We start from the raw sequence: 11,729 nt of genomic DNA on the forward strand, positions 1-11,729 counted from the left end.
CTTTGATATACGAGCCCTCTCCATGTCCGACTATCTGCTGCAAATGAACGGCATCGTCAAAACCTTCGGCGGTGTCAAAGCGCTGAACGGCATCGACATCAAGGTCAGGCCCGGTGAATGCGTTGGCCTGTGCGGCGAGAATGGCGCCGGCAAGTCGACGCTGATGAAGATCCTTTCGGCGGTCTATCCCCACGGCAGCTGGGACGGTGAAATCCTCTGGGACGGGCAACCGCTCAGGGCGCAATCGATCAGTGAAACGGAAGCTGCCGGCATCGTCATCATTCACCAGGAACTGACGCTGGTGCCCGACCTGTCGGTGGCCGAAAACATTTTCATGGGCCACGAGCTGACACTGCCCGGCGGACGCATGAATTACCCGGCGATGATTCACCGCGCCGAAGCCCTGATGCGCGAACTGAAAGTCCCCGACATGAACGTATCGCTGCCGGTTTCGCAGTACGGCGGCGGCTACCAGCAATTGGTGGAAATCGCCAAGGCCCTGAACAAGAAGGCCCGCCTGCTGATCCTCGACGAGCCATCATCGGCGTTGAGCCGTTCGGAAATCGAGGTGTTGCTGGACATCATCCGCGACCTCAAAGCCAAAGGCGTGGCCTGCGTCTACATCTCGCACAAGCTCGATGAAGTGGCCGCCGTGTGCGACACCATTTCGGTGATCCGCGACGGCAAACACATCGCTACCACCGCCATGGCCGACATGGACATTGCGCAGATCATCACCCAGATGGTCGGGCGGGAAATGAGCAACCTCTACCCCTCCGAGCCGCACGATATTGGCGAGGTGATTTTCGAAGCCCGCCATATCACCTGCTACGACGTCGACAACCCCAAGCGCAAACGGGTCGACGATGTTTCCTTTGCCCTCAAGCGCGGCGAGATCCTTGGTATCGCCGGGCTGGTCGGCGCAGGTCGCACCGAACTGGTGACTGCGCTGTTCGGCGCCTACCCCGGTCGCCACGAGGGCGAAGTCTGGCTGGACGGGCAACCCATCGACACCCGCACGCCGCTCAAATCAATCCGCGCCGGCCTGTGCCTGGTGCCGGAAGACCGCAAACGCCAAGGCATCATTCCAGACCTGGGCGTCGGCCAGAACATCACCCTGGCCGTGCTGGACAACTACTCGAAACTGACCCGCATCGATGCCGAAGCCGAACTGGGCTGCATTGATCGGGAAATCTCGCGCCTGCACCTCAAGACCGCCAGCCCGTTTCTGCCGATCACCAGCCTCTCGGGGGGCAATCAGCAAAAAGCCGTGCTGGCGAAGATGCTGCTGGCCAAACCCCGGGTACTGATTCTCGATGAGCCGACCCGAGGTGTGGACGTCGGCGCTAAATACGAAATCTACAAGTTGATGGGCGCACTGGCCGCTGCCGGCGTGTCGATCATCATGGTCTCGTCGGAGCTGGCCGAAGTGCTTGGCGTGTCCGACCGCGTGCTGGTGATCGGCGAGGGTCAGTTGCGTGGTGACTTCATCAACCATGAACTCACCCAGGAACAGGTGCTTGCCGCCGCCCTCAGCCAGCCTGGCAGCCATAACAATAATGATCGGAAATCCGCGTAAATGAATCAGGTCAAACAACTGTTCACCCGCTACAAAATGCTCGCGCTGGTGTTTGCCGTGGTGCTGATCTGGCTGTTCTTCAGCTGGCAGACCGAGGGCGGATTCCTGACCCCGCGCAACCTCTCCAATCTGCTGCGGCAGATGTCGATCACCGGCATTCTCGCCTGCGGCATGGTGCTGGTGATCATCAGCGGCGAGATCGATTTGTCGGTCGGCTCGTTGCTGGGCCTGCTCGGTGGCCTCGCGGCGATTCTCGATGTGGTTTACCACATTCCGCTGTTGGCGAACCTGAGTCTGGTCGCCCTGTGTGGCCTGATGATTGGCCTCGCCAACGGTTACATGGCGGCTTATCTGCGCATCCCCTCGTTCATCGTCGGTCTGGGTGGCATGCTGGCTTTTCGCGGGATTCTGCTGGGAATTACCGGCGGCACGACGATCGCACCGGTATCGCCGGAACTCGTCTACATTGGCCAGGGTTACCTGCCCCACGCGATCGGCACCGGCCTGGGCATTCTGTTGTTCGCGCTGACGGTGTTCCTGACCTGGAAACAACGACGCAATCGCGCCCTTCACGGTCTGGCGGCGCATTCGTTGGTGCGTGATGTCGTCCGCGTGTTGGTGATCGGCGCGGTGCTCGCCGGTTTCGTGCAGACGCTGAACAGCTATGACGGCATTCCCGTGCCGGTCCTGCTGTTGCTGATTCTGCTGGGCGTGTTCAGCTACGTGACCAGTCAGACCGTGTTCGGTCGCCGCGTCTATGCCGTGGGCAGCAATATGGAAGCGACGCGCCTGTCCGGGATCAATGTGCAGGCGGTGAAGCTATGGATTTTCGGGATCATGGGCGTGATGTGCGCCCTCGCCGGCGTGGTCAACACTGCGCGCCTCGCCGCCGGTTCGCCCTCGGCCGGGAGCATGGGTGAACTCGACGCCATCGCCGCCTGCTTTATCGGCGGTACTTCCATGCGCGGCGGCTCAGGCACGGTGTACGGCGCCCTCCTCGGCGCCCTGGTCATCACCAGCCTGGACAACGGCATGTCGATGCTCGACGTCGACAGCTATTGGCAGATGATCGTCAAGGGCAGCATCCTGGTGTTGGCGGTTTGGGTGGATGTGAGTACGCGGACCGGGCGCCGTTGAGCCGCAGGGATCACGCGGCGGGCGTGGTTGCGGCCACCGGGCTGAGAATTTCCATGAGGAAATCGATAAACACATTGATCCGGCTGGACCCACGGTGATTGGGTAAATACAACGCGTTGATGCACGTGCTGGCGCTGCCGGGATTGACCTCGTACTGCTCAAGCAAGCGGGTCAGCCGGCCGGCTGCGACGTCGTCGCGCACCAGCCAGTCAGCCAACAGCGTCACCCCGCCGCCGCCGATGGCGGCTTCGCGCAGGATGTCGGCATTATTGCTTTGCAGGCGCCCGTGGACGTTGAGCTGGATGGGCGCGTCTTCATTCTGAAAAGTCCAGTGCTGGTGGGTGGCGCCGTAATCGAAACGCAGGCATTGATGCTCCAGCAAATCCCGTGGGTGACAGAGCACCGCACTCCGCGCCAGATACGCCGGACTGGCCACCACCCAGCGTTCGAAATGCCCCACGCGTTTGCTGACGATGTCTTCACTGACCACCGACGACCCCAGTCGCACCGAAACATCGATCTGCTCGCTGAGCAGGTCGCTGACCTGATCGCTCAGCGACAGACTGATCTCCAGACCCGGATGCCGCTCAAGCAAGCGGCTCAGGTGTGGCGCAATCAGGCGCCGGCCGAACTCCACCGGCACGCTGATACGCAGACGGCCCTGCGCTTCGGCGCCACGATCGGCAACGACGGCATCGGCTTCGTCAATCGCGTCGAGAATCGCCACGGCTTTTTCGAAATAGGTCTGGCCGGCAACGGTCACGCTGGTATTGCGCGTGGTGCGATTGAGCAGGCTCGCGCCCAGTTCGTGTTCCAGCCCCGCGACTTGCCGGGTCACTGACGACGTTGATATCCCGAGTTTGCGCGCTGCCGAGGAATAGCCCCCGCAGCGCACGGTTTCCACAAACATCTTCAGTGCCAGCAACTTGTCCATAAGCGGAGTCCGGTCGAAAGGGAACGCGGATGATTGTGCATCACTGTTCCCCCCTCGTCTTGTACCGCCGTGCTTGCCCGCACTCGCCGGTTGTTCAGACATCGGCCTGGCGGCTCAGAAACAAGCCGAGCGCCAGCGCTGGCAGCAGCGCCACCGCGACGGCGGACAAGTTCCAGCCGAAATGCTCGTACAACGGGCTCGCAACCAGCGACCCCAGCGCGCCGCCGACGAAAATACTGGTCATGTACACGGCGTTCAGGCGCGCACGGCTGTGCGGATCGAGGGCGTATACCTCACGCTGGCCGAGCACCATGTTCAATTGCACGGCGAAATCCAGCAGCACCGCACACACCACCAGCCAGAAATAACTGCTGCCCGGGAGCGCGGCGATCAGCAGGGAAACCGGCGCCAGCAGCAATGCGACCAGCGTGCCGCGACGACCATGCCCGGCATCGGCCAGACGTCCGGCAATCGGCGCGGCAATGGCACCCACCGCACCGACCAACGCGAAGATCGCGACTTGTGCCTGAGTGAAGCCGTGGTGACGCATCAGTTCAATCGGCGCGAGGGTCCAGAACAGGCTGAAACTGGCAAACAGCAGCCCTTGATACAGCGAACGCTGACGCAACAGCGGATAGCGCCGAGCCAAAGCAAACACCGAACCGATCAACGCAGCATACGAAGCTTTATGCGTCGGCAGCCGACGCGGCAGCGCCACCGCAGTGACCAGCGCGATAACCGCCATCAGGGCCGCCGCGCTGTAAAACACCCCGCGCCAGCCGAACACTTCAACCAACAGGCTCGACAGTGGCCGCGACAACAGAATCCCCAGCAGCAGACCGCTCATGATATTGCCGACGACGCGGCCACGACTGGCCTCGGGCGCCAGGTGCGCCGCCAACGGCACAAGGATCTGCACGGCCACCGAGGTCAGACCGATCAGCAAAGACAACAGCAGGAACATCGACGGTGAATGGGTCAGCCCGGCGCACAGCAATGTGACGCTCGCCGCCAGGGTGAAGCCGACCACTAGCCGGCGGTTTTCCATCAGGTCGGCCAGCGGCACCAGCAGCAACAGGCCCAGTGCGTAGCCAAATTGCGTCAACGAAACGATCAGGCTGGCATTGGCGCTGGACAGTCCGATCTGCGGTGCAATCAGTTCGACGATCGGCTGCGCGTAATAGAGATTGGCCACGACCGCGCCACAGCAAAATGCCAGGAACGCGACCATCAGGCCGGAAAGTCCAGCCGGCTGTTCGGCGTTGGTCGCAACGACCGGATTGCCCGTAAGCATGATGACACCTCATTGAGTTCAGGAAAGTGCTGCCAAGGCTACGGCCTTGTGACGACGCGCAGAATCCACGCGGCGAGCAACGCAGTGATGCGTCCGGTGCAACGGCGCAAGCGTTGCTTCTCGCGCAACGCGCTGTTGCGTGCGCGGGTGATTCTCCCGTGAGGACGGTTTCTCTACGCTTTCGCCACTGGCGTCGTAGTCCCCATCGGCACCCTTCCCCGGCTGTCACAAGGAGCGTTGTCATGACCCGTATCCCATCCGTTCTGCCATTGCCTGCCGCGTTTTTCTCCGTCTCATGAACCGCCACTTGCTGAAGTCCAGAACGCTATGGATCAGCGTGGCAGTCGTCGCCGTGCTCGGCCTGATCGGCGCTGTTTGGCTGATGTGGCGCCCGGCAATTGCGCCGATCGAGCGCCCGACGATGTTCGATACTGCGCAGTTGCAACGCGGCGCACGGGTGGTCGAGGCTGGCGATTGTGCGGTCTGCCATACCCGTCCCGGCGGTGAATATCTGGCCGGTGGGCTGCCGCTGGTAACGCCGTTCGGCACGCTGTACAGCACCAACATCACCCCGGACGCTGAGACCGGTATCGGCCAATGGTCACTGCCGGCCTTCGAGCGGGCGATGCGTCAAGGCATTGCTCGCGATGGTCATTTCCTCTATCCGGCGTTCCCCTACGTGCACTACCGGCGCATGAGCGCAACAGACATCGCCGACGCCTATGCCTACTTGATGAGCGGCCCCGCCGTGCACGCGCCGGCCGAGCGCAACCAGATGAATTTCCCGATGAATATTCGTCCGTTGGTGGCGTTCTGGAACCTGCTGTTCCTGCACGGTGAGCCGCTGACGCCTCTGGCGGGGCGTAGCGAGGCGTGGAATCGCGGGCGTTATCTGGTCGACGGCCCGGGCCATTGCGCCGGCTGCCATTCGCCGCTGAACCTGATCGGCGCGGAAAAATCCTCGGAATACCTACAGGGCGGCAGCGTTGACGGCTGGCACGCGCCGGCGCTGGTCGGTATGGGCCAACGCAGCAACCCGTGGAGTCGCGCGCAACTGGTCGGCTATCTGCGCGCTGAGATCGTTGATGGCCACGGCACACCCGCCGGGCCGATGCGTCCGGTCAGCTTGAGTCTGGCCCGCTTGCCCGCCAGTGAAGCCGAGGCGATTGCCGAGTATTTGCTCAGCCTGGAAAACCCGCACCCACTGACGCAACCGCCGCCAAAGACGCCTGCCAGTGAACCGGCAGACCACTCGACCGGCGCCCTGCTCTTCAGCAGCGCCTGCGCCGGTTGCCATGGCCCGGCGGCGCCGATGCGCACCATCGATGGTCGCCCGGGCCTGCAAAACACCTCGGCGCTACAAGCGGCCAGCTCGCGCAATTTCCTCAAAACCGTGCTTGAAGGCTTGCCCGCCACAGCCGGATCGCCCGGCCCGCTGATGCCTGCGTTCGCCGCCAGTCTGGACAACGCGCAACTCGGCGCACTGGCCGCGTATCTGCGTCAGCAAGCCAGCCCCGATCAGCCGTGGGCCGACCTCTCTTCCACTATTGAAGCGTTACGTCAGGAGACGAAATGAGCCAGATCACCCTCAACGTCAACGGAGCCGCGCAAACGCTTGAGCTGGAGCCGGACATGCCGCTGCTGTATGCGCTGCGCAATCATTTGAACCTCAACGGCGCCAAATATGGTTGCGGTCTCGGCCAATGCGGCGCCTGCACGGTGATCGTCGATGACCAACCGGTGTTCGCCTGCCTGACGCCCTGCGCCGGCCTCGAAGGCAAAAAAATCCGCACCGTGGAAAGCCTCGGCAGCGCGGAAGAGCCGGGCCCTCTGCAAGCGGCATTCATCGAAAAACAGGCGGCGCAATGCGGCTACTGCATTGCCGGCATGCTGATGCGCGCGCAGGCATTGCTTGAGCGTAATCGACACCCGGATGAGGCTTCCATTCGCGAGCACATGGCCGGCAACCTGTGCCGCTGCGGTACGCACTTGCGCATCATCGAGGCGATCAAGCAGGTGGCCGGGCACAACGGGAGCCTGACATGAGTGAGTCGAATGAATTGAACCCGAGTCGGCGCGCCTTCCTGCGTGGTGGTGCGTTGCTGATGGCGTTCACCCTGCTGCCGGTCGCGCGGCGTGTGTTGGCGGATACGGAAGTCGATACGCTCGGCACCGTGGTCCTCGCGCCCGATCTCCCCGGAAGCCTGCGCACCAACCCGTTTCTAGACGCCTGGATCCGCATCGGCGCCGACGGCATCACCGTCTACACCGGCAAGGTTGAATTGGGCACCGGGGTAAAAACTGCGCTGCTGCAAATCGCCGCCGAGCGTTTGCAAGTGCCGGCTACCGCCATCAACCTGCTCACCGCCGACACCGCGCTGACGCCCAACGAAGGCTACACCGCCGGCAGCCACAGTATTTTCGACAGCGGTACCGCGTTGTATAACGCCGCCGCGCAGGTGCGCGAAATGCTCGTCGATGCCGCCGCGCGCAGTTGGCAGGTTGATGCGGCGCTGCTGAGCACCCGCGACGGTGTGATCGAAGGCCCGGCCGCTCGACGGATGAGTTACGCCGACGCGGTCAAGCATGTCGATGTGCATCAATATGCCAAGGCTCAGTCGCCGGCGATGGCCGCCGCTGATTTCAAACTGATCGGCCATTCGTTGCCGCGCCTCGACATTCCGGCGAAGGTCAGCGGTGGTGCAGCCTTCGTCCAGGACATGCGCCTGCCGGGCATGCTGCATGCGCGGGTGATCCGCCCGCCCCGTCCGGGCTGCACGTTGCAAGCATTCGACACGGCGTCCATCGAAGCGCTGGCTGGCGTGGTCAAGGTGATCCGCGACGGCAACTATCTGGCGGTGGTCGCCGGTGATGAGTGGCAAGCGATCAAAGCCATGCGCCGTGCCAGCGAGGTGACGCAATGGAGCGGCGGCGAGGCGATTCCCGAGGCGACCGAGATTCATGGTCTGCTCAAACGTCTGCCCTCACGGCGCTATCCGATCAGCAACAGCGGCACGCCAAGCGGCGCGGCCGGCACGCGTTTTCAGGCGCGGGTCACCAAGCAATATCTGATGCACGGCTCGATCGGCCCGTCTTGCGCAGTGGCCTGGTTCAAGGACGGCACGCTTACCGTCTGGACCCACACCCAAGGTGTTTACCCGCTGCGCGCCGGGATTGCCGAAATGCTCGGTCTGCCGCCTGAGCGGGTGCGCTGTATTCATACTGAAGGCTCAGGGTGTTACGGGCATAACGGCGCCGATGATGCTGCCGCTGATGCAGCATTGATTGCCCTGCGCGTGCCCGGGACGCCGGTGCGCGTGCAGTGGATGCGCGAGCAGGAAAATCTTTGGGAGCCGTACAGCTCGGCGATGGTCACCGAAGTCGACGCCGGCCTCAGCCAGGGCCGCCTGCAAGACTGGGCCTACGAACTCTGGACCACGCCGCACAACGAACGCATCGTCAACGCCGGGCGTCTGTTGCCGGCACGCTTGCTCGCCCGGCCTTTTGCCTCGGCGCCATCTGTGCCAATCGCTCAGCCTGAGGGCGATGGTGATCGCAACGCGGTGCCGTTGTACGAGTTGAACTCGACGCGCATCAACATGACCTTCGTCACCGAAATGCCGTTTCGCACCTCGGCCATGCGTTCGCTGGGTGCGCACATCAACATCTTCGCCATCGAGGCGAGTATCGACGAACTGGCGATCCGGGCTGGCATCGACGCGGTCGCCTTGCGTCTGGCCCATCTCAGCGACCCGCGTGCTCGCGCGGTGGTGGAACGTGTGCGTGACGAGATCAGCTGGCCGCAAAAAACCAGCGAGCCCGGCGCCGGTATCGGATTCGCCTTTGCCCGCTACAAAAACATCATGGGTTACTGCGCCATCGCGGTGAAACTTCGAGTGCATCCGCAGACCGGCGAGATTCGCATCGATCACGTGGTGACGGCGGTGGACGTCGGCCAGATCGTCAGCCCCGATGGCCTGCGCAATCAGGTCGAGGGCGGCATCGTCCAGTCCGCGAGCTGGACCCTGTACGAAAAAGTCGCCTACGACGCGGGCGGCATTCGCAGCTACGACTGGAGCGGTTATCCGATTCTGCGTTTCACGCAACTGCCGAAAAAAGTCGATGTGCATTTGCTCGACCAGCCGGGAGAACCCTTCCTTGGCGCCGCTGAAATCGTTCAGGGGCCGATGGCCGCCGCCCTTGGCAACGCCGTCGCCAACGCCACTGGCCGGCGCTGGCTGAACCTGCCGCTGACGCGCTCAAACCAATCCGCCTGAGCCACGCCCGTGTTCATCGCAGATGAGCACGGGCGCCGTTGCGTTGCGCGCAAAACAGCGTAGCGCCGGTCACCGATTATCACCCTCACGACACCCGGTTAAGTTAGCGGCACTGGTTCGCGGCCCCGCTGCCGCGCTTGAATTCCTTTTATTGAAATCTGGAGCTACCCATGACCCGTCGTCTGTTCCAACCCCTCGCACTCGGTCCTTACACCCTCGCCCATCGCGTGGCGATGGCGCCGTTGACGCGCTCACGCGCCGGCCAACCGGGCGATGTACCGACGCCGATGAACGCCGAGTACTACCGCCAACGGGCCAGTGCCGCACTGATCATCACCGAGGCCACGCAAATTTCCCGGCAGGCTCAGGGTTACGCCTGGACGCCGGGCATCTACAGCGCCGAGCAGGTCCGCGCGTGGCGTGACGTCAGCGCAGCGGTGCATGAGGCCGGCGGGTTGATCTTCATGCAACTGTGGCACGTCGGTCGGGTGTCCCACCCCAGCTTTCAACCCGATGCTGGCCTGCCGGTTGCGCCCAGCGCGCTGCCGGTGCCTGGCAAGACGTTTATCGTCGACGAAAACGGTAACGGCGTCTGGGGTGATGTGCCGGTGCCACGCGCGCTGGAAACCGCGGAAATCGCCGGCATCGTCGAGGACTACCGCGTGGCCGCGCGCAACGCATTGCAGGCGGGCATGGACGGTGTAGAGATTCATGCCGGCAACGGTTACCTGCTCGACCAGTTTCTTAACAGCAACAGCAACCAGCGTGACGATGCCTATGGCGGCAGCGTGGAGAACCGCGCGCGGTTTCTGCTGGAAGTGGTCGCGGCCGTGGCTGAAGAAGTCGGTGCCGAAAGGGTCGGCGTACGCCTGACGCCGATGGGGCGCTTCATGGGCATGGGCGATGACACCCCGGAGACCACCTTCGGCCACTTGGTCGAGGCGCTCAACCAATGGAATCTGGCCTACCTGCACCTGGTCGAGCCAGCGATGGTCGGCACAGTCAAAGATGAAAATTTCGACCCGCGCTGGGACGCGATCATTGCCCAGTTGCGCAAGACCTGGAACGGCGTGCTGATTCTGGCGGGAGGCTACGATGCGCAATCTGCCGAACAGGCGCTGATTGCCGATCGTGCCGACATCATCGCGTTTGGCCGTCCGTTCCTGGCCAACCCGGACTTGCCGCGTCGGCTGCACGATGGCCTGACACTCAACGTGCCAGACCCAGGCAGCTTTTTCGGCGGGGATCAGCGTGGCTACATCGATTATCCATTTCATGCCTGAGCAGAAGCAGACCACCCACCTCTCATGAATGTGTAAATCCCTGGAAGCAGGGGCCGATGCGCCCCTGTTCTACCCAGTCATACGATCTCCTCGCTTAATCAAGTACAAAAAAATCCACCTTAACGCCGAACATATGCGCAGCTGTGCGCTTTCAGGTCTATTGCCCGACGTCGCCGAATGCGATAAAACGAGTTGGTTGTACGACAACCTATAAAAACCAAGTCGTTCGAACGGCTAACATTCCTGAGATCTGCCATGCCTCGCCCTACCGCTGCGCAAATCGTACCGCCGCCCTTCCCCCGCTATCTGGCGGTGATCATTCTGTTGTGCATGGGCTGTGCGTTTGCCGGCAATCATGTGGCGGCGCGAGTCGCATTTGATGATGGTGCGGGTGTGTTGCTGGCGATTTTGATGCGTTCCGGCGGGACCTTGCTGGTGCTCGCCATGCTGGTGCTGTGGCAAAGACAAAGCCCGCGCTTGCCGGCGGGCGCATGGCGCTGGCAACTGCTGCTGGGGTTGCTGATCACTGCGCAGAGTCTGTGCCTGTATTCCGCTGTCGCACGGGTGCCGGTGGCGCTGGCCCTGTTGGTGGCAAACGTATTCCCTATTCTGCTGGCATTGCTCACCTGGGCACTGGGTGGCCCGCGACCGAGCGCACGCACCGCGACGTTGATGGGTTTGATTCTGTTGGGTCTGGTGTTTGTGCTGGATGTCCCCGGGCGCCTCTCGACCACGACAGACGTCAGTGCGCAATGGCTGACGGGCGTCGCGCTCGCGTTCTGCGCCGCCAGCGTGTTCGCCTGCGCGCTGTGGATCACCGACCACAAGCTGTCTCAGGTACGTGGCTCGGTGCGCAGTCTGCTGACCATTTTCATCGTGTTCAGCAGTGTCAACCTGGCAGGGCTGACGGGCGCCCTCCCAGGCGGACTGAACCTGCCCGCGACCTCGACCGGATGGCTGGCCCTCGCCACTTTGGTGGTGCTCTACGGCACAGGTTTTATCGTCCTGTTCATTTCCGTGCCTCGCCTCGACATGCCGCGCAATGCGCCGGTCATGAACATCGAACCATTGGCAACGCTGCTGATGGGCTGGATTGTGCTGGACCAGATGCTCAGTAGAGGACAGATTCTCGGCGGGGTGATTGTGGTCACGGGCATCGTCTTGCTGACTTATCGTAAATCAGTGGTCAAGGCTGAGGTTAAAGTCAGTGCGTGAGGGGTTCTCG

9 protein-coding genes are annotated in these 11,729 nt (G+C 62.7%); 7 read left to right on the plus strand and 2 right to left on the minus strand.

Annotation, left to right across the window (positions count from 1 at the left end; genetic code table 11):
* Positions 1-22 precede the first annotated feature (22 nt).
* Positions 23-1,579, plus strand: a complete 1,557-nt coding sequence (xylG, locus tag H8F23_RS16480; protein WP_194935062.1) for a D-xylose ABC transporter ATP-binding protein — start codon at positions 23-25, stop codon at positions 1,577-1,579.
* Positions 1,580-2,716, plus strand: coding sequence for a sugar ABC transporter permease (locus H8F23_RS16485; protein WP_194935063.1), 1,137 nt, complete (start codon positions 1,580-1,582; stop codon positions 2,714-2,716). It abuts the gene before it with no gap.
* Positions 2,717-2,726: 10 nt separating this feature from the next.
* Here the strand turns inward: H8F23_RS16485 and H8F23_RS16490 are convergent, their stop codons facing one another.
* Both H8F23_RS16490 and H8F23_RS16495 read right to left on the minus strand, forming a co-directional pair.
* The gene (locus H8F23_RS16490) at positions 2,727-3,650 is read right to left on the minus strand and encodes a LysR family transcriptional regulator (RefSeq protein ID WP_194935064.1); all 924 of its coding nucleotides are present in this window, start codon (positions 3,648-3,650) and stop codon (positions 2,727-2,729) included.
* Positions 3,651-3,744: 94 nt separating this feature from the next.
* Complete coding sequence (locus tag H8F23_RS16495) at positions 3,745-4,944, minus strand: MFS transporter (protein ID WP_194935065.1); 1,200 nt, start codon at positions 4,942-4,944, stop codon at positions 3,745-3,747.
* Positions 4,945-5,254: 310 nt separating this feature from the next.
* Between H8F23_RS16495 and H8F23_RS16500 the strand changes: the two genes are divergently transcribed.
* The 5 genes from H8F23_RS16500 (at position 5,255) to H8F23_RS16520 (ending at position 11,719) form a co-directional block, all read left to right on the plus strand.
* Positions 5,255-6,520 (plus strand): c-type cytochrome, encoded by a 1,266-nt coding sequence (locus H8F23_RS16500; RefSeq protein ID WP_407692563.1) that lies wholly within the window; start codon positions 5,255-5,257, stop codon positions 6,518-6,520.
* Positions 6,517-6,990 carry a (2Fe-2S)-binding protein gene (locus tag H8F23_RS16505; RefSeq protein ID WP_194935067.1) on the plus strand — a complete coding sequence of 158 codons (474 nt, stop codon included), beginning with the start codon at positions 6,517-6,519 and terminating at the stop codon, positions 6,988-6,990. Before H8F23_RS16500 ends, H8F23_RS16505 begins: the two co-directional genes overlap by 4 nt.
* A complete protein-coding gene (locus tag H8F23_RS16510; RefSeq protein WP_194935068.1) occupies positions 6,987-9,221 on the plus strand; it encodes a xanthine dehydrogenase family protein molybdopterin-binding subunit in 2,235 nt (744 codons plus the stop codon). The genes H8F23_RS16505 and H8F23_RS16510 overlap by 4 nt, the downstream gene beginning before the upstream one ends.
* Before the next feature lie 170 nt (positions 9,222-9,391).
* A complete protein-coding gene (locus tag H8F23_RS16515) occupies positions 9,392-10,504 on the plus strand; it encodes an alkene reductase (RefSeq protein WP_194935069.1) in 1,113 nt (370 codons plus the stop codon).
* A 255-nt stretch (positions 10,505-10,759) separates the two neighbouring features.
* The gene (locus H8F23_RS16520; RefSeq protein ID WP_194935070.1) at positions 10,760-11,719 is read left to right on the plus strand and encodes an EamA family transporter; all 960 of its coding nucleotides are present in this window, start codon (positions 10,760-10,762) and stop codon (positions 11,717-11,719) included.
* Positions 11,720-11,729: the final 10 nt, after the last annotated feature.

It is taken from the genome of Pseudomonas neuropathica (assembly GCF_015461835.1).
GTDB classification, from domain to species: domain Bacteria; phylum Pseudomonadota; class Gammaproteobacteria; order Pseudomonadales; family Pseudomonadaceae; genus Aquipseudomonas; species Aquipseudomonas neuropathica.

Coding starts and splice junctions, on each gene's coding strand:
- H8F23_RS16495 (WP_194935065.1), bottom strand. CDS start 4,944: ATGCTTACGGGCAATCCGGTCGTTGCGACCAACGCCGAACAGCCGGCT.
- xylG (WP_194935062.1), top strand. CDS start 23: ATGTCCGACTATCTGCTGCAAATGAACGGCATCGTCAAAACCTTCGGC.
- H8F23_RS16520 (WP_194935070.1), top strand. CDS start 10,760: ATGCCTCGCCCTACCGCTGCGCAAATCGTACCGCCGCCCTTCCCCCGC.
- H8F23_RS16515 (WP_194935069.1), top strand. CDS start 9,392: ATGACCCGTCGTCTGTTCCAACCCCTCGCACTCGGTCCTTACACCCTC.
- H8F23_RS16490 (WP_194935064.1), bottom strand. CDS start 3,650: ATGGACAAGTTGCTGGCACTGAAGATGTTTGTGGAAACCGTGCGCTGC.
- H8F23_RS16510 (WP_194935068.1), top strand. CDS start 6,987: ATGAGTGAGTCGAATGAATTGAACCCGAGTCGGCGCGCCTTCCTGCGT.
- H8F23_RS16485 (WP_194935063.1), top strand. CDS start 1,580: ATGAATCAGGTCAAACAACTGTTCACCCGCTACAAAATGCTCGCGCTG.
- H8F23_RS16505 (WP_194935067.1), top strand. CDS start 6,517: ATGAGCCAGATCACCCTCAACGTCAACGGAGCCGCGCAAACGCTTGAG.